Genomic DNA, 24,109 nt, shown 5'->3' with positions numbered 1-24,109 from the left:
CTAAAACCCTCTCTTAATTCACATCTATTTATTCCTACTCTTTGCCATGGCTCTAAATTTGGGTTAAAAAATGTACTTATACACTCCTTACCACCTAAGACTAGTGATCTTATCTCTACAGCATCACTTAGTAATGGGATAAGTTGAAATACAGTTTCAAACTTCTTTCTATCTAAATCCCCAATACAATTTTTTAAAGTAAAAAATCCACTCTCATCTATTCCTAAGCACATATTAATATCATTAGTTGATACAAACTGTATATACTCAATTTAAGATTTCTAAAATTATCAATTGATTTTATACTACTTATTATACTAATAACGCCATCACTCAAATAAGTGCTAGAAGAACTCTAGATTATGCTGTAGTAGGTAACTCTAATAGAGCTATCGCACCAGCGCCACTACCTCAAATTTCAGCTAGCACATTCTTTAGCGGATTTAGAACTCACATAGCAAGTGATCACTTCCCTGTAACATTTAGGAGATTTCCATGAAAATAGCTATAAAAATATCTTTAATCTCTATATTTATCATCAGTTGTAGCGGAGCTAAAATAGATCAACCAAAGCAAGATATGAGCTTTTTAAAGCTTGATAGCTCTAAGGGATTCGCAGGAGATATAAGCAAAGCCCCAGATGAATTAAAAGTTCCTGATAGAGAACCTAATGTAAATAATGAGAATATTAGACCACTACTAAAATCATCTATGCTAAGTGATGAATTTACTCCACTACTAAGTCTTAGATCACTTGATACAGGTATGCCTTTAGTAGTGAATTTAGGTAAATCAGATGAAACTTTTAATTATAATCTAAGAGAGATTAAAGCATTTGAACCAACTATAATTGATGAAATTAAAAAGGTTGATAGCTTTGCGAATTTGGGTTTAGAGTATATACAGTTTGTATCAACTAATGATATTAATATGTGCTTAGCAATTGATGAGAGTGGGCTATTTACTCTAAAAAGTTGTAGTGATGATTTAAATAATAAGAAGTTTGAAACTGTATTTCAACTCATCCCACTACTAAGTGATGCTGTAGAGATAAGATCACTAGTCTTAGGTGGTAAGGAGTGTATAAGTACATTTTTTAACCCAAATTTAGAGCCATGGCAAAGAGTAGGAATAAATAGATGTGAATTAAGAGAGGGTTTTAGCGTAGATACCTCTAAACTTTGGGCGATAATGCCTGAGCTTAAAGCTGCGATGGTGTTGTTGCCAGTGGAGTAGGTGAGGGTTATTGTACTTAAATAATTATATGGGGTACAAATACGAATGCCCCATATGTATTTTTATTAATTTCTTATCATACTTTATAGATATTTTTATTATTTATTGGATATAATCGCAATTAAATTTACTAAATCCAAAGGATATGTTTTGGTTAGTTTTATAGTTCCTGTGTTTTACAAGGATCAAGATTCATTTATATATAAACGCGCTATAGAATTGATTAATAAATTTAGCTATCACTCAAAAATTGAGGTTATAATTGCAGATTCTAGTAAAAATTCTATCTTGCAAACTGTAGCTAGCAATATTAAAATTATTCATACTTACGTTGGAGATAAGGTTTTTTCTCCATCTAAAGCCCGCAATCAAGCAGCTAAAATAGCAACTAAAAAATATCTATTTTTTTACGATGTTGATATGGATTATTCAGGTGAGTTTGAAGATTTACTATTTAGTGAAATTGATAATATTTTAGAAACAAATAAATCTAAATTTATAGCTATTCCATTTTTATATCTTACGCAAAAAGGAACAGTTATTTTTGAGTCAAATAAAGATTTAGCGCTATTTAAAAATAGCTTTTTGAAAGGTCAAAATGATCTAGTGGAAAGTATTTCGCCAAATAGCTCAGCGATGGTGATGAATAGAGAATATTTTATGGAAATTGGAGAATTTGAGAATATTTTTTCTGGTCATGGTGGTGAGGATTTTTATCTTATTCATTGTCTTTGTGCGCATAATCCGCATTCGGTTAAAAATGACGATTATTACACAGATTTCAAAACTCCATTTATAGCAAATGCCAAAGGGTTTAGACTTTATATGGCGTATTATTCATTGCCAAATTTTTTTAAAAATTTAATTTTAGTACATAGATGGCACCCGCGTCCATTAAGTAATAATTTTTACTCGCAAAGATTAAGAAATGAGAATCTTTTGCAAGAAAAAATGAAAGCTTATGATAAAAAATTTACAGGGTTGATTTGGCAATCAACTACCCCAATGCCAGATATTGAGGAATTTATTGAAACTCTTATGAAAAATTATGGATATGATACCGGGTGCTATCCAGGATTTTTTCACTATGCTAACGGTGTTAAGCCTATCAAGCGACCACTAGCAAACAAGATAAGAAAGCTTATAATTCGTCCTAGGGAATTTTTTGCAGATATTAAATTTATAGGTCGATTGGTTTAATGAACGGTTATCTGTTTTACATTAAAAGTATTTTAAATATTTTTACAAATAGAGTCTTTATTGGATGGGGAAGAAAACGGACTGGTCAATTTGCTTGCTTTTTATCAGTTAAATTTAAAGGCAAATTTAAACTTTTAGAAGATGGGTTTATCCGCTCGGTTGGGCTTGGGGTTGATGGTGCTAGGCCGTTTAGCATAGTTGAAGATGATATCGGGATTTACTATGATGCCACTAGGCCAAGCAGGCTAGAAGAGATTTTGGCGAATTTCGAATTTAGCGATGAGATTTTACAAGAGGCTAGGTGGTGTATGGATTTTATCACCACGCACAATATCTCAAAATACAATAACGCCCCAGATATCACACAAGAATTAATAGAAAAATATGAGCTAAATAAAGACCAAAATATCCTTATAATAGCCCAAACTAGTGGCGATGCGTCGCTAGAGTACGGCCTGGCTAATCAATTTAGCACTCTTGATATGATAAATGCAGCAATAAATGAAAATCCAAATTCAAATATTTTGCTAAAAATTCACCCAGATGTATTAAGCGGTAAAAAAAAATCTGATATTGATATTGCAAATTTGCCTTCACAAATTAAAATAATTAGTGAAAATATAAATCCGATTTCGCTACTAAAATATATTACAAAAGTTTATACTAAAAGCTCTGGTATGGGCTTTGAGGCCTTGATGTGTGGGTGTAAGTGCGTCTGCTTTGGAATGCCATTTTACGCTGGTTGGGGGTTAAGTGATGATAGGGCGCAAATTCCATCAAGGCGTAATAAAAAACTAAGCCTTGAGCAGTTATTTGCTGGGGCATATTTATTATATGCTAAATATATTGATGCATATACCGGGCAAAATGCTACACTAAAAAGAGTACTTCCACAGATTAACGCACTTAAAAATGCTCGATTAAGTGAGTGTAAAAAGCAAAAGTTTTTATTTGGATTTTCGATTTGGAAGCGTAAATTTATGTTTCCATTTTTGGGTAAAAATCTAAATTTTATTAGTACTTTTAGTAAAAATCCACTACAGCAAGCGCTAAATTTGGGCTTAAATAAAGACTCTGCAATCTATATTTGGGGAAAAAAAGAGTATCCACAGGTACAAAAATGGTGCGATGAAAATGGAGTGCAAATTATTAGAGTTGAAGATGGATTTATACGTTCAATTGGTCTTGGTAGTGATCTTACTAGGCCTTATTCTTTGGTTTTTGATGATGAGGGAATATACTTTGATACCACATCGCCAAGTAGATTAGAAAATATCTTAAACTATCATAAATTTAGCCCTTATGAGTTAGAAAGCGCTAAGAAGCTTAGAGAGATTTTAGTAAATAGTAAAATTTCAAAATATAATGATGATAAAGATGTTATAATAACACATAAAAATAGTAAGATTGCTTTAGTTATCGGTCAGGTTGAAGATGATGCAAGTGTAAGGATTGGTGCTGATGGTATGAAAAATATCGAGCTTTTACGCCTTGCTAGACAAAATTCGCCCCATGCTTATATAATTTATAAGCCTCACCCAGATGTCGTAAGTGGAAATAGGGTTGGTGCGGTAAAGACTACAGAAGCATTGAAGTATTGCGATGAAGTGCTTGAGGGTGTGAGTATGCCTACACTTTTAGATATCGCTGATGAAATTCATACAATGACATCGACTAGTGGATTGGAAGCGATTTTACGCAAAAAAAGAGTAATTTGCTATGGGCGACCATTTTGGGCGGGCTGGGGACTAAGCGATGATAAAAAGCCTCAGCCACGCAGGTATAGAAGTCTAAGTAGTGATGAGTTAATAGCTGGGGCATATCTGCTCTATCCTAGATATATTCATCCACTAAATTTAGAGGCGTGTGAAGCGTGTGATTTAGTAGTAGCACTTCAAGAGCAAAAGATAAGGTTGCAACAGCCTATAAATGCGCTATTGCATAAGATAAAATCTTTATATGCAAGAGTTGGGCAAAAGCTTTTATATGTAGTTTTATTTGTGGTAAAAAGATGAGATTAGAAGAGAGAATTACTGGTATTAAAGGCAAAAATGTCTTGCTTTTACAAGGTCCTATGGGGGATTTTTTTAATAAGCTTGATAATATTTGTACCAAAAAGGGCGCTTTTGTAACTAGAATTGGCTTTAATGCTGGTGATGCCTATTTTTCTAAAAGCAAAAATTATATCGCATATAAAGCCAAGCCAAAGCAGTGGCCTAAATTTATAAATAAATTTTATCAAGATAATAATATTGATATTGTCTTTTTATTTGGGGATTGTAGATTTTATCACAAAATGGCTATTAAGATAGCTAGGAATTTGGGGATTAGTGTTTATGTCTTTGAAGAGGGGTATTTGCGTCCTGGATTTATCACAATGGAGTCTTACGGGGTCAATAACCACTCTAAAATGCCTAGAGATAGGGAATTTTATGATGCTTACAAGCCACTAACCAAGCCATTTACAGCTAAATCCACCTCTACTTATGCCTTGATGGCGTGGTGGGCGGTGCAGTATTATCTCATAGCAAATATATTCTATTTTTTATATCCTAACTACATTCATCATCGTGATTTTTCGCCTATTAGAGAGGGATTTTATGGGATTCGCAATCTTTTTAGAAAGATTAAGTATAAATTTAGCGAAAAAGATTTAAATGAGCGTTTAGATGGGGAGCTAAGTGGGAGATACTATTTTGTAGCACTTCAAACTCATGATGATTTTCAGGTTAGAACTCACTCTAGATTTAAGACTATGGAGAGCTTTATTGAGTATATTATCTCATCATTTTCTAAGAATGCGCCTAAGGATATGATTTTGATCTTTAAGCATCATCCGATGGATAGAGGCAAGAAAAATTATAGCTCATATATTGGCTATTTAGCTCAAATTTATAAGGTTGAAGGGCGTGTGATGGCTGCATTTGATGCTCATTTGCCTACAATAATCAAAAACTCAAAAGCTGTAATTTTAATCAATAGCACCGTCGGGCTAAATGCCCTAAGCTACTCTAAGCCTGTAATTTGCCTTGGAAAATCTATGTATGATATCAAAGGCCTTACAACAAAAGATATAAATTTAGATAAATTTTGGACTATTCAATCTAAGGTTGATAGCGAGCTTTATGCCAAATTTAGGGCATATTTGGTGGATAATACACAGATAATTGGGAGTTATTACCTAAAAGATGGAGTGGAATTTAAATAATTTTTGGGCTGATTTGTAACCTTATTTTGCTATAATTTATCAAATAATTTTGCGGAGGATATAGTGCTAAATGTCATAAGGGCGCTATTTTTTAGAGAGCTAAAAACTAGATTTGGCAAAAATAGGCATCTAGGCTACTTCTGGGTAGTTGGTGAGCCACTGATGCAAATCCTTGTGATAACTACTTTAGTAACTTTGATCCGTGAGTATATCACGAATTTATCTATCCCTGGTGGGACGCCTATTTTTATGTTTTTGGCTTGCGGGATAATTCCGTTTTTTATGTTTAGAAATATCGTTACGCAACTTATGGGCGGGATAGCTGGGAATTTAACTCTATTTTTTTATAAGCCGGTTAGGCCAATTCATGTATTTTTAGCTAGAACTTTGCTTGAGTTTTATATGTACTCTTTGATATTTTTTTGTGTGATGGTTTTGGCTGGGTGGATAATGGGCTATGATGTCTTGCCTAGGGATTTTTTGGCTATGACTTTTAGCTTTTGCCTGATGGTGCTATCTGGATTTAGCCTTGGTGTGATATTTGCGATTATTACGCATTTTATGGAGCCACTTAAGATTGTTTTGACATATTTTACAACTGGTTTGTATATACTATCTTGCGTGATTTTTCCTATTTGGATAATTCCATCTAATATATTAAAATATATGCTTTATAACCCTATGCTTCATATTTGCGAGAGTATAAAATATTATTATTTTGATGGATATCCGCTAGCTGATGGTGTGAATTTGGCTTATCCATTGATTTTTAATGTAGTGCTATTATTTATAGGATTTTGGTTTTACTATTATAAAAGAAGAGAATTGGTAGCGAGCAGACCATGATAAAATTAGACAATTTAACCAAATTTTACCCACTAAGCAATGGTGATAAGCACTTTGTCTTTCGTGAATTTACCTTCACATTTCCTGATGATTGTAGTATAGGCTTAATTGGTAGAAATGGCGCTGGCAAATCCACTCTTATGCGACTTTTGAGCGGGGCTGATATCCCAAATGCTGGCAAGGTTATCACTGATAAGAAAATCTCATGGCCGGTTGGCCTAGCTGGTGGATTCCAACACGCACTTTCAGCTAGGGATAATGTGAAATTTGTAGCTAGAGTTTATGGATATAGGGGCGAGGCCTTAGAAGAGAAGGTGCGTTATATAGAGGAATTTGCTGAGATTGGTAAATACTTTGATGAACCGATGAATACCTACTCTTCTGGTATGAGATCTAGAATTGGATTTGGGCTTAGTATGGCTTTTGACTTTGATTATTATTTGATAGATGAGGCTGGGGCTGTAGGCGATGCTAAATTTAAGAAAAAAAGCGACGCTATTTATAAAGAAAAATTAAGCAATTCTAAAGTAATAATGGTCTCTCACAATATGAGTGAGATAAAGCAGTGGTGCGATAAGGTAATCTTAGTAAATAGCGGAATGACTACAGTTTATGATGATGTAGATGAAGGAATTGAGATGTATAAAAGGATATGCAGTTGAATAAAAGAACTATGATTTTAAGATCTATTAAGGATCTAAAGCAACACAAAGAGCGTCTAAATAGACTTGATAGTTTTAAAACTGTGATTTATATAATGATTGTGGTGATATTTTACTATACCTTTATCGCTGCTGATAGATATGTTAGTAATGTCTCACTAAGCGTTAAATCCACAGATGGTGGCTCGCCAATATCTTTAAGCGGGATAGAGAGTTTAGTAGGGGTGGCATCTAGCTCAACTGAAGATATCAAGCTTTTACAAGAGTATATAAAATCCTTTGATATGCTCCAAAAACTTGATGAAAAGATAAATTTAAGATCGCTTTATGAAAAGCAAAAAATAGATCTATTTTTCCGCATCTACTCATCAACTAGCAAAGAGAGTTATCTAAAATATTATAGAGATAGAATTCACATATTATTTGATGATACAACAGGGCTTTTAAATGTCGCTGTAGAAGGCTTTAGCCCTGAAGATGCACGCAATATCTCGGCTGCTATTTTAGAAGAGTGTGAGAGATTTATAAATGAAATTTCGCACAATATTGCTAGAGAACAGCTAAGGTTTGCCCAAGGTGAGTTAGAGAGTGCTAAGCAAAAATATAAAGATGCCAAAAATGAGCTTTTGGCTTTTCAAAATGAGTATGGAGTCTTTGACCCGCAAAGCCTAGCTAAAACCAAGGCTGGATTTATCACCGAAATAGAGCTTCAAATATCTAAAAAAGAGACCGAATTAAACACTATGAGAAGTTATCTTAATGACAATGCACCTGAAATTGCAGCTTTGAAAGCTGAATTAAGAGCGCATAAAGAGCAGTTAGAAAAAGAAAGACGCAAGGTGGCATCCAATGCTTCTCAAGATAAATTAAATGATGTCGTAGCGCAATTTGAGGCTTTGTATTTGAATTTAAGCTTTGCTGAGGATGTCTATAAAACCGCTATCACAGCTGTTGAAACAACTAGAATTGAGATTGGTAGAAAGGCTAAGCAAGTAGTAGTGATTCAAAGCCCATATGTACCAGATAGCGCTGCGTATCCAAATAAAATGTATAATATCATCACGATTTTTGTGATTTTGACGCTGATATTTGGGGTTGTTAGGTTAGTTCGTGCTATCATCGATGAGCATAGATATTAATCTATGAAAAAACCATATAAAAATGGAATTTTGCTAGCAGCGACTAGTAACTCCGCCTTTGCTATTGGGACAATGGTGGCAAATATTGCTGAGGTGATGAGCGGTGAAGTTGATATATTTTATATCGTTCATGATGGATTTACTCAAGGTGAGCTAGAAGCCTTTGCTAGGGTTGCTGGTGGGGCGAAAATTAAATTTATTAGTTTTACCAAGGATGATTTTGCTAAGAGATTAAAGCCACATACAAATAACCAAAATATCTTAAATTCGCCCTTTTTCTCTCGCTGGACACATATGGCTTATGGGATGTTTGAGCCACTTTTGTTGCTTGATGAGTGTGAGTGTATAGTCTATCTTGATTTTGATATTTTGTTACTTAAAGGGATTAGCGAGCTATTTAGATTGAAGGGTTATCACTTTAGCGCTCATAGGGGCAAGAGCCTTTTAAATCCAACACTTAGGGATTATAATGGCGAATTTAAAGATTGTAGAGTTTATAGAAGTGGGATTGTGGCCTACTATGATACAATCCCAAACCCAAAAGAGTGCTATAATCAAATCTATAATTATAGCGCAAAATATGGAGCCAATGACCAAGGCGTGCTTAGCTTATTAATCTTAGATAATAAATTTAAAGTCAAAAATCTAGGCTATGAATACACTAGTAGCACATTTTGGCGTAAAAGCATAGGAGCATCGATAATCCACGCTTGGGGGCGAGATGGGCGGTTTTGGAATAATGAGCTAGTTTATCAATTTTGGGGCGAAATTTGGGATAAATACTATCAAAAATGGCTAAAATGCGGTGGCAGCGAGTATAAAGGCGGCTTCATTTGTAAAGCCAATTACGCCATAGAGAGAATAAGATATCACCTAGCTTACAAACTTGGTTATGCGATGATAGAAAATCACACAACTATATTTGGCAAGATTAAATTGCCTTTTATTTTATTAGCTATCGCTTTAAAGCATAGACGCCAAAAGATAGAGTATCTCCAAATTATCCAAACCAAACCAAATTTAAAAGTCCCACCAATAGAGCATTACGAAGATTACAGATCCGCCCTAGCTGAAAAACAAAGCGCACCATACAGACTAGGCCAAGCCCTTATCAAAGCCACCAAGACTTGGTATAAAGGCGGATTAATAAAATTATATTTTGAGATAAATGAGATAAAAAGGGATAAAAAGAGATAAATTATCAAATTTTAATTATAATTAAAGCGTGAAAATCAAAAAATTTAGCTGTAATTCAAAAATTTCAAACTTAACTTTTAGTGGAGTAAAAAATGTCAAAATTAAACATAGACCAAAAAAAGATTAAACAATTATTTGAAGATAAAAGATCTGATTTTTTAATACCTGATTATCAACGCCCTTATGCTTGGGGAGAAGATGAGTGTCAAACTCTTTGGAAAGATATTTTTGATTTCGCTTTTCCAGATAAAAAACCTGAAAATTTTAATTCTGATGAAGAATATTTTTTAGGTCCTATTGTAACTTTTGAGAATAATAAAAAGCTTGAAGTAATAGATGGGCAACAAAGGCTTACTACTTTAATGCTATTGCTTAGGGTTTTTTATAAAAGACTTGAAAAAATGGAAGATGAAAATTCTATGCGAACAAAACAAAACTTGGCACAATGTATTTGGAAAAGTGATGAATTTGGCAATGAAAACAAAGAAAAATTAAAAATAGATTCTCAGGTAGCCTTAGATGAACATAAGAATGAATTTTTAGAAATTCTAAAAACTGGTGATGCTAAAGATTTTAAAAGCCAGTATGCCATAAATTTTAGGTATTTTGAAAAAGAAGTAGATGAATTTTTAAAAGAATATCCTAATTATTTCGCCTATTTACCAACTAGAATTTTAAATAATTGTATTTTGTTACCTATTGAAGCAGATAATGAAAAAACAGCACTTAGGATTTTTTCTACTTTAAATGATAGAGGCAAGCCACTAGCTGATGCAGATATTTTTAAAGCACAATTTTATAAATTTTATGTAGCAAAAAATCAAAAAGATGAATTTATAGAAAAATGGAAAAATTTGGAAATTTTATGTAAAGAGGTATTTTCTAAAAAAGATAATACTTCTACTGATGAAATTTTTAATCGTTATATGTATTATCAAAGAGCTTTAAAAGGTAATAAAAATAGCACAACAGAGGGTTTGAGAGATTTTTATGAAAAGGATAGTTATGCTTTATTAAAAAGCGATAGGACTTTTGAAGACTTGCAAAACTTGGGTAGCTTTTGGCAAGCAATTTCTATTCAAGATAAAAATTATTTTGATGAAAATACTTTAAGATGGCTTTTTATTTTAAACTATGCCCCAAATATAATGTGGGCAAATATCACTTCTGTTTATTTTATGAAAAATAGAGATGAGCAAAATCAGCTTGATAATATAAAATTTGCTAAATTTTTAGAGAAAATAACAGCGTTTATTTTTGCATATTCTTTTATATATCCTAGCGTCTCTCAGCTAAGAACACCTATTTATAGCGCTATGGTAGATATTATTAACGACAAGGAAATGGATTTTTCAAAGGTTTTGTTTGAAAAAGAAAATTTAAAAACATTTATACAAAATCAAAAATTTAGCAATAAGAATTCAATAACTCGTTCTATGCTTACTTGGTGGTTTTTAAAAGATAGTACCCAAAAAACACCGGAATTAACTGAGCAATTTCAAATAGAACATATTTACGCAAAAGAAAGAGCAAAAAGAGAAAATTTTAATGGCAATGAAATAGAATTTATTGGCAATAAAGTCCTTTTGGAGAGAAAAATAAACATTAGAGCAAGTGATTTTAGTTTTGCTGACAAAGAAAAACATTATAAAAAATCACAAAATAATGAATTAAACTCTATACATAAAAACTATAGTAAATTTGGCAAAACCGAAATAATAGAAAGAAATAATAATATTATAAATGATTTTATTTCTTTTGTAGAAAAAAACAATTTAATTAAAACAACAAATTTATTTTAGTTATATTAAAATGATAAGAAGTGAAATCTCATATAAAAACCGCTGAAATCATACTTTCAGCCTTGCCTTATATACAAAAGTTTCGTGGGCAAGTTTTTGTGATAAAATATGGTGGTGCCCAAGTTATGATAGATGTAGCTGAAGCAGCTAGAAAAACTCTAGACAAGCTAAGAGCTGACCTAGGTTCAGTACAAAACCAATTAGTAGCTACTATAAATAATATTACAGTTACCCAAGTAAATGTAAAATCAGCTGAATCTCAAATAAGAGATGTAGACTTTGCTAGTGAGAGCGCAAACTTCTCTAAATTTAACATACTAGCCCAAAGCGGAAGCTACGCTATGAGTCAAGCAAATGCTGTACAACAAAATATATTAAGACTACTACAGTAGCTTAAATTTAAATCTTTAATAGCTTAAATTTACTCGCAATGCTTAGCCATTGCGAGGGTTTATTAAATTCTAGTAATATTTATCAAATAACACTTATGTAAAAAATTACTTTATATTTATTAAAAATTTGCAATGACGATTTAAAGTATAAATTTGATTTAAATCATCCTAATTTTTACTAAACTTAGATAAAATTACCTAAATTTAAATAATATAAAATTCAAAAAAAAGGTTATAAAATGAACAATATTTTCACAATTCCAGCCACTGGTTATGCGATGTTGTCTAAGGATTCTAAATTCACTCCAATTGAATTTACCCGTCATAGTGTAGGAGATAATGATATATTAATTGAAATTCTATATTCGGGAATTTGCCATAGCGATATTCACACGGCCAAAGATGAATGGGGTGGTACGAGCTATCCATGTATTCCAGGTCATGAGATCGCAGGTCAGGTAATAGCTGTAGGTAAAAATGTAACTAAATTTAAAATTGGCGACTATGCTGGAGTTGGTTGTATGGTAAATAGCTGCGGTGAATGCGAGGCGTGTAAGGCTAGTCAAGAGCAGTTTTGTCAGCAAGGAAAAACAGTTTATACCTATAATTGCCCTGACTTTTTTCATGGTGGCAAGATAACATTTGGTGGATACTCAAGCAACATTGTAGTAAGTCAAAATTTCGCTATTAAAGTTCGAGCAAACGCCCCATTAGATAAAGTAGCTCCACTACTTTGTGCTGGAATTACCACATATTCGCCACTTAAATTTTCTAAAATTAAAGCCGGTGATAAGGTTGGTGTAGCTGGCTTTGGTGGGCTTGGAATGATGGCGCTAAAATACGCAGTCAAAATGGGCGCACAAGTTAGCGTATTTGCTAGAAATGAGAATAAAAAGGCCGATGCTCTAGCCCTTGGCGCTACTAGTTTTTATACAAATACAGATAAAGATATCGTTAATGAAAGATTTGATCTGATTATCTCGACAATTCCAACATCATATGATGTTATAGCATATATTGATCTGCTTAAATTTGGTGGAGAGTTAGCTATTGTAGGGCTGCCACCTTATAAAGAAGCACCAAGTGTGAGTATAATTGATCTAGTACATAAGGCTGGTAAGAAAATTTATGGTTCATTAATTGGGGGAATTAAAGAGACCCAAGAGATGTTGGATTTTTCGCTTGAAAATGAGATTTATCCAGAAACTATACTTATTACTCCAAATCAGATTGATGAGGCGTATGAAAAGCTAACAAACGGCTCAGGGCAGTTTAGATATGTGATTGATATGAAGGCAAGTAAATAGAGTGGCGTTTGCGATTTTTGCTATTTCAATGGCGCTAATTTATACTAGGCCGTTTGGACTTCCAGTGTGGGCTAGTGCGGTTGCAGGTGCGATAGCGGCTATGATATTTGGCGTGGTGAGCATCTCATCTGCATTTGGCGTATTGGCAATGGTATGGGATTCTACTTTGGTGCTAGTGGGGCTAATTATAATTGCTATGGCGTTTGAGCAGATGGGATTTTTTGACGCTTTGGCTGGGAGAATTATTGGAAAATTTGCTAAAGGTAGTGGTGGAATTTATAGGATTGGAACGCTTAAATTTTTTGCTCTTATGATGGGATTGGGTCTATTTGTAGCTACATTTTTAGCAAATGATGGGGCAATTTTAGTGCTAACCCCTTTAGTTTTTGCACTATTTTCTAATACTAAAGATGAGCTAAGTATAACCACACCCTTAGTGGCATTTTTATTATTTTTTGGTTTTTTGAGTGATTTTGGTTCTAATGCTTTGATTATCTCAAATTTAACCAATATAATAACTGCAAAGCTTTTTAATCTCTCATTTAAAGAGTATTTTGAGGCGATGGTTTTAGCCCAAATTTTTGCTTTTATTGCTGCGTGTGGGTTGTTTTGGTTGGTGTTAGCTAGGCGACTTCCTGCAGTGCTAGAGTTTAAGCTGCCAGCTAGAAGGATTGGGTCTGGGAAATTTTTGGCGTGTCTATTTTTGCTAATTTTGCTGCCTGTTGGGAGTATGGTTTTTGAAGAGATGGAGTTGCCAATTAGCCTATTTATCTTGCTGGTTGCACTAATTTCTATAATGATGCAAGATAGTGGCAAATTTGCACTTTTTAAGCGTGCACCTTTTGGCGTAGTAGTCTTTAGTGTAGGGCTTTTTGTGATGGTTTATGGTGTTGGAATGGCTGGGATTTTGGAGTTTTTACGCCAAAATATCCAGATGCTTGCTGGGCTTGATAGATTTAGTTCGCTTCTTGGTATCGCACTTGGTTCAAGTATTGGCTCAGCATTAATTAATAACTTGCCAATGGTAATGCTAGGAGATCTTGCGCTTAGGGATTTTGGTGCTGATATGGGGCTGATTTATGCTCATTTACTAGGGTGTAATATCGGTTCAAAGCTTACGCCAATTGGTTCGCTAGCTACGCTTTTATGGCTTGCAAATCTTAAGCTTCGTGGGGTGAAAATATCCCTTTTAGATTATTTTAAATTTACTTTTATTTTTAGCCTTGGCGTGCTATTTGCAGCAGTTTTAGGCTTGTGGATTGGAGAGAGTTTTGACATTTAGAACGCATTTAGCAATTGGAGCCCTTGGAGCGATGGGCTTTGTGGGCGCAGTAGATTTAAGTGGTGTGGCAAATTTAGATAAAACACAAACTGCTTATGTGGTAGGGTTGATTTTATTTGGTTCTGTTTTGCCTGATATTGATGAGCCTAGAAGCTTTATTTCACGCAAATTTCCACTGATTTCGCAGATTACTGCGACATTTTTTAAACATCGTGGACCAACACATTTTTTATTTATTCCGGTGCTGCTTTTTGTAGCGTGGGCGATTTTTGGGCAGATTGCATGGGGGGCGCTAGGATTTGGTATGATTATGCATCATGTCGGGGATATGCTAACACCTAGTGGAATACAGGGATATTTTTATCCATTTAAAAAGCGTTTTGTGGCTCGAATTTTGCCTAAGAAAATAGCAGTAAAGACTGGTTCAACAGTTGAGATGGCTCTAGTTTTGCCAGCTATTTTAGCAGTTGATGGACTTTTAGGAGCAAAGATTTTGGGCTTTGATATTGATATGGGTAGGATACTTGGAATTTTAAATTTGATTTAAATTCACCCGCTTAAATCTAAAGATATATAACAAAAGTAATATAAATAATTAATGTAAATTTAATATATAATTTACCATTAATTAATTATATTTTGCGACAATTTTTCGGTAAATTTAAAATTAGGTTATCTATGATTAGAGTTGCTCTTTTGTGTTGGATTATATTGCTTGGATTTAGTGGTTGTGCTGTGCCAAATGCCCTTTCTATCGCTGTTACACCTGATGATTATATAAGCAAATTTGGGGTAAATAACTGCGATCAAAGCTACTTTGAAAATGAGCTTCAAAAGGTTAAAAATAATAAAGATCCGATATATACTGCTATAAATGCTGCTTCAATAGCTAGAGTTTGTCAGGAATTCGCACTTAGCAATGAGCTTTTGGATATTGCTGAAGATAAGTATAAATATGATGTGGATTTAGAAAGTACAGGTAATAAGATAGCTAGAAACCTTGTAGGAATACTTTTAAATGATACATTTAGTGATTATGATGGAAATTTGTATGAGAGAATAATGGTAAATCTCTATAAGGGACTGAATTTTATGAGTTTAAATGACTTTGAAAATGCTAGAGTGGAATTTAATCGTGCTTTAATCCGTCAAGATATGGCTAAGGAGTATTTCGCTCCACAGATCCAAGCGGCCAAAGAGGAGCTAGAGAAACAAAAAAGCGACCCAAATTACAAAAAGAATTTAAAAAATACTAAATTAGTATATGATGAGTATTCTAGGCTTTTTAAGGAGTTTAAAACTAGTGAAAATTTCATCAATCCATATGCTACTTATGCGGCTTCTGTCTTTTTCTATTTAGATAAGGATTATAAAAATTCAGCAGATAAATTCCGTGAAATAGCTATCGCTAATCCTAAAAATAAAGCGATATCAGCTATAAACAAAAGATTGCAAACTAGAGCCAAAAATGTAAAATCTAAGGGCAAAAAATATATATTTTTAGCTTATGAAGATGGCTTTGGGACTATAAAAAATGAATTTGCTATGAATATTCCATATATTATTAGTGATGGGGTGGCAACTGTGAGTTTATCTTTGCCGATGCTTAAAAAGCGTGATTTTAGCTATAAAGATATAAGCATAAATGGGGTTAAGGCGACTCAAATTAGTAATTTTGATAATATTTTTGCTACTGAGTTTAAAATAGAGCTTCCTTGGATAATCACTAAATCTATATTATCAGGCGCTATTAAATCCACAACTAGTGCCGTCGTGGCTAGTGAGGTTGGTGGGGTAGCGTCTTTGGCTACAACTTTTTTGCTTTCAGCAACAAATAAAGCTGATATAAGAGTGTGGCAAACTCTACCGAAAATAGCTAGTATCGCTATGGTAGAAAATAAAGGCTCATATACAATCAAAGATAGTAGTGGTAAAATCATAGTTAGTGATAAGATAGATAAGAGCAAAGATGCGTTGATTTGGCTACGATCATCAAATAAAGATATGGTAAAATCCATTATAATACAGAGGTAAAATATGAAAAAATTAGCAATGTTTTTGGTATGTGCTATGCTGTTTGGCTGTGCTGGTAATAGCGATATAGTCTTAGGGAATAATGGCTATAACTCGAATTTAGTAAGCTTAGAGGCGATAGATAGGGATATAGTCCAAGGTATCAATCATAGATTTAATGATCTTGGGTTATTGGAGTTTCAAGTTATTTTAAAAAGTAATTCTGAAATGGATGTGGCCTATAAGGTAGTTTGGCTAGATGAGAGTGGATTTGAGCTTAGGAATTCGATCGATGAGAGCTATAAGGTTTTACGCCTTAATGCTAATCGCCAAATCTCTATCAATAAACTAGCTCAAGACAAAAGGGCTAAAAGCTTTAAAATTTATCTAACTACAAAGGGGTTATAAGATGAGAAAATTAGCTTTAATGAGTGTGGTGGCGGCAACTTTGTTGCTTAGTGGATGTACTAATCAGCCATTTTATACAGATAATAGTGGCAAAGTCAATCAAGGTGATACTATTACCCTTGGGTTAAGCAATGAGGATTTTGAGTTAGCGGCTGAAACTATGATAAATAGTTTGCTTAGTGATCCGGCATTTGCTAATCAAAAGCCAGGGGTCAGAAAAGTTGTAGCAATAGGAAGAGTAGTCAATGATACTGCTCTTAGACTAGATACTGATAAACTAACTAGGAAAATCACTCAAGCTATGAGAAGATCGGGTAAGTTTGTGCTTACTTCTGCGGTGGCATCTGGTGGGGCGCTTGATAGTATGAGCGAAGATGTCAGAGAGCTAAGGGGTAATGATGAGTTTAATCAAAAAACAATAGCTAAAAAGGGAACTCTAATCTCGCCTGATTTTTCGCTATTTGGTAAAATTCGTCAAGATAATATAAGATTAAGCAACGGCAAAACAAAGGTTGAATATCTATTTTTACTTGGTTTGACTGATTTGAGTTCTGGTCTAGTGTATTGGGAAGATGAAAAGACAATCAATAAAGCGGGCTCTAGCGATAGCGTAACTTGGTAAGATATATAAAGGATAAGAGATGAAAAAGATACTATTATCAATGGCAGTTTGTGCGGCTTTGGCTTTTGGGATGGGGGATAAGGCTAATGAGATAACTCAAGCCGATGTGGATATCCAAAACAAATTAAGCGATGCTAGCACGCAAGATATAACGCCTAAAAGCGTAGAAGATTTTTTTGATGAGTTTGAGGATGAATTTGGTATAGAGTATGGTATCACAAAAGATGGCAAGACATTTTATACCGGAGTTAGCGATGTAACGCTAAGCCCAACTGATAAAAGTTTTGCTAAATCTTTACAAAATGCCTATAATAGAGCTCTATTAAATTTACAAGGTGAGTTTGTCAAAGATGCCTTTGGTAGGATAGCTACAAGTAGCATAAGCAGATACAAAGCAGATCAATCAGACAACGCTAGGGAATTTGAAGAGTTGCCAAAAGGCGGGACTATCTCTCAAATTTTTGATCAGCTAACGCAGCTAGCGGGTGCTGAATTAAATAGGGCTTTAAATGATCTAGGTGTAGATAGCCAAGGGCTAGAAGAGGTGAGAAAAAAAGAGCTTTTAAAAGATGAATTTACTAAAAATATCGTTACAAAAGCCTTTGGCAATATGAGTGGATTGGTGCCGGTAAAAACGGTTGTAACACAGACAAAAAGGGGTAATTATAGAATTGGTGTTATCGCTGTAATGAGTGATAAAACTAGACAAATCGCAAAAGATATGAAAAATAAAACCTCTTCACTCATAAAAGCAAAAGGCGGTAAGCCAGTAGTAGAGTATCTACCAAAAGAAAAAGCCGGTTTTATACAAGAGTATGGAATTAGGCTAGTATATGATGAGAATGGTGCGCCTATAATTTTAAGCTATGGAAATTGGGGTTATATCCCAGATGCTAATAGCAAAATAGCAGATAGACAAGAGAGTATAGCCAAAGATACCGCCGCAGCACAAGCTGATGCGGCTATAATAGAGTTTATCAATACTAGTGTATCATTTAGCGATGAGAAAGAGACAGGCGAGGCAATAAACCAAAATATAAAAGAGACAAAAAATATTCTCTCAGGTGATACGCAAATTCAAGAAGAGACATTAGAAAATATGATAGATAGAGTCTCTAAAACTATACAAGCAAAAGCCTCAGGTCAAATCCGTGGAATACAAACGCTAAAAAGATGGGATTATACCGATGAAAATGGCGTGGAATATGTAGGTGTGGTGAGATACTACTCTTATGCTAATTATCTAAATATCACAAACGCCATATCAGATAAAAAGGGCTCAAACGCTACTTCAAATTCCGCTACACCGGCTAAGGCTACTCAAAGAAGCTCAAAAGTGGTAAATACGATAGATGATTTTTAGGATAGAGTATGAAAAAATATCTATTTATATTTGCTTTTTTGGCTTGCGCTTTAAATGCTGAGGTGGTAACTCACATTAGCACCAAAACAGCTACGGGAGAAGGGCATGGCCTTACAAGAGAAGAGGCTATAAATAACGCTATTATAGAAGCTATTGGCAAGATTAACGGGGTGAATATAAACTCTATAAAAAAATCAAACACACAAGCACAAAGCGATAATAGCGGCTCAAATATCGTAGATGCCTATTCAAATGATATCAGCAAAGCCACAAAAGGCAGAGCCGATAGCTATGAGATTATCAGCATTAATCAAGATAGCACAGGCAAGTGGGTAGCAGTAGTAGAGATAAAAAACTCAAAAACTACCAAAAGCTATAAAGCCCCAGGCTTAGATAATAAGCAAAGAAGAAGCTTAGCGGTATTTAATGCTAGTTATGGAGATACTAGAGGGCTTGGCGAAAATCTAAAAACTCATATAATCTCAAATTTAACTAAATCAAGAAAATTTAATATCCTAGATAGAGATAATGGCGGATATTATGAGATGGAAAAGGCCTTAATAGATAGTGGCGATACCAAAAGAGATGAGATTTATAAGCTTAAAAATGTTCTTGGTAGTGATTATCTTATGATTTTTGATATTAAGGCCGCACAAGCTAGAACAAAACAGAGTAATCTAACTGGCCAAAATATCACAAAAGCGGAATTTGCAGTGGATTATCAAGTGATTTTATTTGCCACTAGGGAAGTAAAATATAGCAATACTCTTACAATGAGTGTAAGCGTAAAAGATGATCTAAAATCAAATGAAGAAGCCTATAAAAAAATCGCTGATAAGATAACAAGCGATATATTAAATGCTATTTATCCATTAAAAATCGCTAGTGTAAATGGGCAAGAAGTGGTATTTACACAAAATTTAAATGTAGGCGAGAGATTTGAGTGCTTTTCTCAAGGCAAAGCTCTAAAAGATAGCTACACAAAGCAAAGCACAAGTGATATGAGAGTAGAGAGCAAAGTAGGAGAAGTCGAGATAACAAGAGCCGATCCAAAGCTTAGCTATGCTAAGATCATAGATGGCCAAATGAAAGAAGGCTACATTTGTCGGCCATTAGGCGGTGGTTCTGGCCCAGGATATAGCGAAGGTCGTGATGCAAACTACCAATTAAATGATGGCGGCGGCGTGAATTTGGGATTTTAGGATATTTTACCAAACTTTGTAAATTTAAAAAATTGAGTATTAAAAAATTCGCAAAGTTGAGAATTTGAGAAGTTAATACTTTGCGAATTTACGCAATTGTGCGGAATCTGGCTCTGTTTTGAATTTAGCTTATAGAAAATTTTTTGTGTTGTATTTGGTAAATGTGGTTTTCATTTTATAAGCTTTTAATATCACGCTTATAGGGCTCTTTTTGTGTCTTTTGGCGTGCATTATCATCTCGCCTAAAATACAGCAAAGCCCGAAAATATCATCTGGAATTTCGCTATTTAAATTTAGATTATCTAGTGGTTTATCTATTAAATTTTTTATCACAAAATAGCCAAAAACGCTTTTTAAAGCTCTTAAAATCTCAAAGCCTAAAGTAGCAAAAATCTTATACTCATTTATATCATTTCTCATAGCCATAAGCTCATCTCTAAACTCTGGTGTGCTAGCAGCATACTCCCACCAAATATCATTGATATTTCGATTTTGGCTATCGGTATAGCTTTTTAAAAACCGCCAAGGCTTTTCGCCATAATGGATGATTTTGGGCTTTTTATAGCTTTGCATAAACTCAGCCCTAGAGCAGTTAAGGCGGTGATTTTGCTCATCTTTACAGATCGCAAAGCAGAAGCTAATAGATGAAAAATTATAGCTAATAGGTAGCTTTAAGAGCTTATTTGCTGGGATTGTAGCGTTTAATAGATCTTGATCGGCGGCTTTTATATAGGTGGCATTTTGGGCTAGGGATTGGCATTTTTGTTCTATTTTATTCTCTATATAAGCCTTTGTGTTGATGAGTAAAAATCCAGAATTGAAGTAGTCATTTGTAAATTTATGGGTGATTATATTGCTGTTTTGTTTGAATTTGATTTTGCGTTTTTTGCTTCCGGGGTCATTGATAGCAGCTAGGATATTATCCTTTAAATCAATAGCAAAAAGCTCCCTTAAATCGCAAAGGCAGAGCATATCAGAATCTAGATATAAGCATCTATCCACGCTTGAATTAAGATAGTTTTTGAGTTTTAATCGATAATAAGGCAAAAAATTGCTATGCGCTGCCCCAGAAACTGGAAAATCACTAAACTCATCATCATTTAAAATATGAGCGGTAATTAAGCAAGGGTAAATCTCATTAAGGCTCTTTTCTAGGGCTTTTAGCTTATTTTGCGTGGCGGTGGAGATTTGGTCGCTTAATATGTGAAATACATAGCCTTCAGCTCTATTTTCAGCGCTTAAATCATCGAAATTTAAATTTTCATAGCTACTAAATGAGCTATTAGGCGGCATTTGCGGGATAGGCTTTTGACAAAAATCTTTAAAATGGAGATTTAAATTTGTATTTTTGATAATACTATTTATAAGTACCGCTGTGTATTTGATATAATTTTCATCTGCGCTAAATACTATATGGAACATTTTAAGCCTTTTTTATGTATAATTGCGCCAAATTATAGCAAAATATGGTAAGATTTATATTAGTAAAATTTGGAGATTTATCTTGGGTGATGTAAAAGTATCAATCATAATTCCAGTTTATAATGTAGAAAAATATATCAGCCAATGCTTAGACTCAGCCATAAATCAAAGTTTAAAAGATATAGAGATTATCGTAGTAGATGATTGTGGAAGTGATAAAAGTATGGATATCGCCCAAGAGTATGCTAAAAATGATAGTAGAATAAAGATTATTAAAAATAGCCAAAATATGGGATTATTTTTAACCAGATGCGAAGGGATTAAATTCGCAACGGGGGAGTATATTTTAAATTTAGATTCTGATGATTTTTTGGATTTAAGGGCTTGTGAGATATCCTATAATGCCACTAAAAATGGGTATTATGATATAGTTACATTTGGGAGCTATTATTGGAATAATAGTGCTAGTGTGTTTAGCAAGTTTGAGACATCTAGCTTTGATAGTGGGGATGAATTTGCTAATTGGCTTTTTAGAAGTAAAAATATATCTTGGAATATCTGGGGTAGGCTGATTAAAAGGGATATATATCAAGCGAATTTGGATTTTTTAATCAGTATTAATTCAAGGCTTATAATGGCTGAGGATGTGCTAGCTATGTTTGTGATTTATCATAATTGCCAAAGGCTAAATTTCATATCTGATATGCTCTATTATTATAGATATAATCCAAGCTCAAGCACCAATGACAAAAGTATAGAAAATTTAAAAAATTGTATAGATAGCTTTGAAGTAGCAATTGCCAAGATGAGAGAATTCGCATCAAAAAATCAATGCGATAAGAGATGGCAAAAGCTCTATATATCACTTGGCGTACATGAGTGCGATATCCTTAAAAGGAGATTGAAAATCAAAGAGGGTAAATTTGGACTGATGGATAAGATTGGGGCTTTTATAGAGGGTAGGTGGTTTGTGATTAGACGCAAATTAAGAGTTAAATTTGGGATATAAAGGAAAATAATGCTAAAACCAAAAGTATCTATAATAATCCCAGTTTATAATGTAGAAAAATATATCAGCCAATGCTTAGACTCAGCAATAAATCAAAGTTTAAAAGATATAGAGATTATCATAGTAGATGATTGTGGCAGTGATAAAAGTATGGATATCGCCCAAGAGTATGCTAAAAATGATAGTAGAATAAAGATTATTAAAAATAGCCAAAATATGGGATTATTTTTAACCAGATGCGAAGGGATTAAATCCGCAACGGGGGAGTATATTTTAAATTTAGATTCTGATGATTTTTTGGATTTAAGGGCTTGTGAGATAGCTTATAATGCCACTAAAGATGGGTATTATGATGTAGTGAAATTCAGTGCTTATAATTATGAAAATGGCAATACTACTATATTTGATAAAATTTTAGAAAATGATAGCTTTGAATCTTTAGAAGAGTATGCTAATTATATGTATAGACAAAAAGGCTACCCGAGATGGAATTTGGCTTTTATATTGATAAAAAGGAATATCTATTTAAAAGCTTTTGAAATTTTAGATCTCAAATATAGGATTACGATGGCTGAGGACGCTTTGATGAGTTTTGTGCTGTGGAATTTATCAAATAAATTTCGCCATATTAGTGATATTTTATACTATTATCGCAATAATCCTGATTCATCTACCAAGACCAAAAACAAAGAGATAATCGCTAGAAATTCAAAAGATAGAATATTTGTAATTAATAAAATAAAAGAGATTTCAAAAAAGCATAAATTTGATAAGAAAATTGCTAAAGTATTTATAGATAATTTGAAAATTCATGAATATTACGATAGATTGATTTATCATCAAATAAGCAAAAGAGTTTTTAAAATTTATGATAAATATTTTAGATTTAGAGAAAAACTCAGAGTTAAATTTGGGGTATAGGGAGTTTGGATTGAAGATAGCATTAATAATGAATGATATTACCATTTTTGGCGGTGTTGAGAGAGTTGTGGCGAATTTGAGTAATGAGTTTATCAAATGTCATGATGTTTGTGTCATTAGTCTATATAGTACAAATAATAATATACAATTTCACTATTCTGATAAGGTAAGGATCATCAAGCTTTTTAAATTTCAAAAGATATATCTTAAAAGTACTAAAAATCCATTATTTAAGATATTGAGGGAGATATCTCGCCCATTTGTTAGGATGATTAATAAAATTATAGATAAAGGGCATATCAAACGAGTAAAAAATAGTATAAAAAATCTCAAACCCGATATTATCATAGATAATACTTATGATTTTATCAATGGTGGTTTTTTTGGTAATGACCAGTGTATAATCAAAATTATACATGCTCATTTTGATTGGTATAAAAAGCTTGATTTAAATGGGTTTTCAAATTTGGTTTTGCTCTCATCGCAAGAGATTGATAGATATAAGGAGATTTATCCTAAGGCGAATTTTTGCGTCATACCTAATTTCATCCCAAATATCCCAAATTTAAATACCAATTACTCTCAAAAAGTCGTGCTCTCAATGGGGCGTATAGAAAAAACCAATCAAAAGGGCTTTCTACGCTTAATAGATATATGGAAGTTAATCCAAGATAGTGGGGAATTTAATGATTGGAAGCTACACATTGTAGGCGATGGCGATCTAAAAGAGCAGATAAAAACTAAGATAGAAAATCTAAATTTATCTAACTCTATAATCTTAAAACCATTTACTAAAGATGTAGAGAGCGAGTATCTAAGCGCTAGCATATATGCTAGCGCTTAGATACTCGCTCTCTACATCTTTAGTAAATGGTTTT

21 protein-coding genes and 2 pseudogenes are annotated in these 24,109 nt (G+C 33.5%); 21 read left to right on the top strand and 2 right to left on the bottom strand.

The window, feature by feature from the left end; genetic code table 11:
• Window positions 1-233 (bottom strand): annotated as a pseudogene (locus CIGNP91_RS01945) (hypothetical protein); the annotation flags it as partial.
• 262 nt (window positions 234-495) lie between these two features.
• Here CIGNP91_RS01945 and CIGNP91_RS01940 point away from each other — a divergent pair.
• The 18 genes and pseudogenes from CIGNP91_RS01940 (at window position 496) to CIGNP91_RS01855 (ending at window position 19,879) form a co-directional block, all read left to right on the top strand.
• Complete coding sequence (locus tag CIGNP91_RS01940) at window positions 496-1,236, top strand: hypothetical protein (RefSeq protein WP_086253219.1); 741 nt, start codon at window positions 496-498, stop codon at window positions 1,234-1,236.
• Window positions 1,237-1,386: 150 nt separating this feature from the next.
• The gene (locus CIGNP91_RS01935) at window positions 1,387-2,436 is read left to right on the top strand and encodes a glycosyltransferase (protein ID WP_180383198.1); all 1,050 of its coding nucleotides are present in this window, start codon (window positions 1,387-1,389) and stop codon (window positions 2,434-2,436) included.
• Complete coding sequence (locus tag CIGNP91_RS01930; protein ID WP_086253217.1) at window positions 2,436-4,451, top strand: capsular polysaccharide biosynthesis protein; 2,016 nt, start codon at window positions 2,436-2,438, stop codon at window positions 4,449-4,451. Before CIGNP91_RS01935 ends, CIGNP91_RS01930 begins: the two co-directional genes overlap by 1 nt.
• Window positions 4,448-5,644 carry a capsule biosynthesis protein gene (locus tag CIGNP91_RS01925; protein ID WP_086253216.1) on the top strand — a complete coding sequence of 399 codons (1,197 nt, stop codon included), beginning with the start codon at window positions 4,448-4,450 and terminating at the stop codon, window positions 5,642-5,644. The genes CIGNP91_RS01930 and CIGNP91_RS01925 overlap by 4 nt, the downstream gene beginning before the upstream one ends.
• A gap of 63 nt (window positions 5,645-5,707) precedes the next feature.
• Window positions 5,708-6,490 carry a capsule polysaccharide transporter KpsM gene (kpsM, locus tag CIGNP91_RS01920; RefSeq protein WP_086228397.1) on the top strand — a complete coding sequence of 261 codons (783 nt, stop codon included), beginning with the start codon at window positions 5,708-5,710 and terminating at the stop codon, window positions 6,488-6,490.
• The gene (locus CIGNP91_RS01915; protein WP_086253215.1) at window positions 6,487-7,152 is read left to right on the top strand and encodes an ABC transporter ATP-binding protein; all 666 of its coding nucleotides are present in this window, start codon (window positions 6,487-6,489) and stop codon (window positions 7,150-7,152) included. Before kpsM ends, CIGNP91_RS01915 begins: the two co-directional genes overlap by 4 nt.
• Window positions 7,149-8,291 (top strand): capsule biosynthesis protein, encoded by a 1,143-nt coding sequence (locus CIGNP91_RS01910; protein WP_442861874.1) that lies wholly within the window; start codon window positions 7,149-7,151, stop codon window positions 8,289-8,291. The genes CIGNP91_RS01915 and CIGNP91_RS01910 overlap by 4 nt, the downstream gene beginning before the upstream one ends.
• Window positions 8,292-8,294: 3 nt before the next feature.
• On the top strand, window positions 8,295-9,488 hold the full coding sequence (locus CIGNP91_RS01905) for a glycosyltransferase (protein ID WP_086253214.1): 1,194 nt from the start codon (window positions 8,295-8,297) through the stop codon (window positions 9,486-9,488).
• A gap of 92 nt (window positions 9,489-9,580) precedes the next feature.
• Window positions 9,581-11,290 carry a DUF262 domain-containing protein gene (locus tag CIGNP91_RS01900; protein WP_086253213.1) on the top strand — a complete coding sequence of 570 codons (1,710 nt, stop codon included), beginning with the start codon at window positions 9,581-9,583 and terminating at the stop codon, window positions 11,288-11,290.
• Window positions 11,291-11,421: 131 nt separating this feature from the next.
• Window positions 11,422-11,682: pseudogene (locus CIGNP91_RS01895) on the top strand (flagellin); the annotation flags it as partial.
• A 239-nt stretch (window positions 11,683-11,921) separates the two neighbouring features.
• On the top strand, window positions 11,922-12,989 hold the full coding sequence (locus CIGNP91_RS01890; RefSeq protein WP_086253212.1) for an NAD(P)-dependent alcohol dehydrogenase: 1,068 nt from the start codon (window positions 11,922-11,924) through the stop codon (window positions 12,987-12,989).
• Window position 12,990: 1 nt separating this feature from the next.
• Window positions 12,991-14,271, top strand: a complete 1,281-nt coding sequence (locus CIGNP91_RS01885) for an ArsB/NhaD family transporter (RefSeq protein ID WP_086253211.1) — start codon at window positions 12,991-12,993, stop codon at window positions 14,269-14,271.
• Window positions 14,249-14,818 (top strand): metal-dependent hydrolase, encoded by a 570-nt coding sequence (locus CIGNP91_RS01880; protein ID WP_141081092.1) that lies wholly within the window; start codon window positions 14,249-14,251, stop codon window positions 14,816-14,818. The genes CIGNP91_RS01885 and CIGNP91_RS01880 overlap by 23 nt, the downstream gene beginning before the upstream one ends.
• A gap of 131 nt (window positions 14,819-14,949) precedes the next feature.
• A complete protein-coding gene (locus CIGNP91_RS01875; protein ID WP_236848358.1) occupies window positions 14,950-16,305 on the top strand; it encodes a hypothetical protein in 1,356 nt (451 codons plus the stop codon).
• A 3-nt stretch (window positions 16,306-16,308) separates the two neighbouring features.
• Complete coding sequence (locus CIGNP91_RS01870; protein WP_086240554.1) at window positions 16,309-16,692, top strand: YcfL family protein; 384 nt, start codon at window positions 16,309-16,311, stop codon at window positions 16,690-16,692.
• Between the two features lie 19 nt (window positions 16,693-16,711).
• Window positions 16,712-17,314, top strand: coding sequence for a penicillin-binding protein activator LpoB (gene lpoB, locus CIGNP91_RS01865; RefSeq protein ID WP_418228762.1), 603 nt, complete (start codon window positions 16,712-16,714; stop codon window positions 17,312-17,314).
• Window positions 17,315-17,333: 19 nt separating this feature from the next.
• On the top strand, window positions 17,334-18,677 hold the full coding sequence (locus tag CIGNP91_RS01860) for a DUF6844 domain-containing protein (RefSeq protein ID WP_086253210.1): 1,344 nt from the start codon (window positions 17,334-17,336) through the stop codon (window positions 18,675-18,677).
• Window positions 18,678-18,685: 8 nt separating this feature from the next.
• Window positions 18,686-19,879 (top strand): CsgG/HfaB family protein, encoded by a 1,194-nt coding sequence (locus tag CIGNP91_RS01855; RefSeq protein ID WP_086253209.1) that lies wholly within the window; start codon window positions 18,686-18,688, stop codon window positions 19,877-19,879.
• 129 nt (window positions 19,880-20,008) lie between these two features.
• On the opposite strand, the gene CIGNP91_RS01850 is transcribed toward CIGNP91_RS01855, so the two are convergent.
• Window positions 20,009-21,301, bottom strand: a complete 1,293-nt coding sequence (locus tag CIGNP91_RS01850) for a glycosyltransferase family 8 protein (RefSeq protein WP_086253208.1) — start codon at window positions 21,299-21,301, stop codon at window positions 20,009-20,011.
• An 82-nt stretch (window positions 21,302-21,383) separates the two neighbouring features.
• Between CIGNP91_RS01850 and CIGNP91_RS01845 the strand changes: the two genes are divergently transcribed.
• The 3 genes from CIGNP91_RS01845 to CIGNP91_RS01835 are packed head-to-tail and all read left to right on the top strand — an operon-like array spanning window position 21,384 to window position 24,075.
• The gene (locus CIGNP91_RS01845) at window positions 21,384-22,310 is read left to right on the top strand and encodes a glycosyltransferase family 2 protein (protein ID WP_180383197.1); all 927 of its coding nucleotides are present in this window, start codon (window positions 21,384-21,386) and stop codon (window positions 22,308-22,310) included.
• 9 nt (window positions 22,311-22,319) lie between these two features.
• On the top strand, window positions 22,320-23,231 hold the full coding sequence (locus tag CIGNP91_RS01840; protein WP_086253206.1) for a glycosyltransferase family 2 protein: 912 nt from the start codon (window positions 22,320-22,322) through the stop codon (window positions 23,229-23,231).
• A 10-nt stretch (window positions 23,232-23,241) separates the two neighbouring features.
• Window positions 23,242-24,075, top strand: coding sequence for a glycosyltransferase (locus tag CIGNP91_RS01835; RefSeq protein ID WP_180383196.1), 834 nt, complete (start codon window positions 23,242-23,244; stop codon window positions 24,073-24,075).
• The last annotated feature ends 34 nt before the right edge of the window (window positions 24,076-24,109 follow it).

It is taken from the genome of Campylobacter sp. P091 (genome assembly GCF_002138935.1).
Taxonomy (GTDB): domain Bacteria; phylum Campylobacterota; class Campylobacteria; order Campylobacterales; family Campylobacteraceae; genus Campylobacter; species Campylobacter devanensis.
Note: the sequence above shows the minus strand (reverse complement) of the source record. Positions and strands in the feature narration are given on the sequence as shown.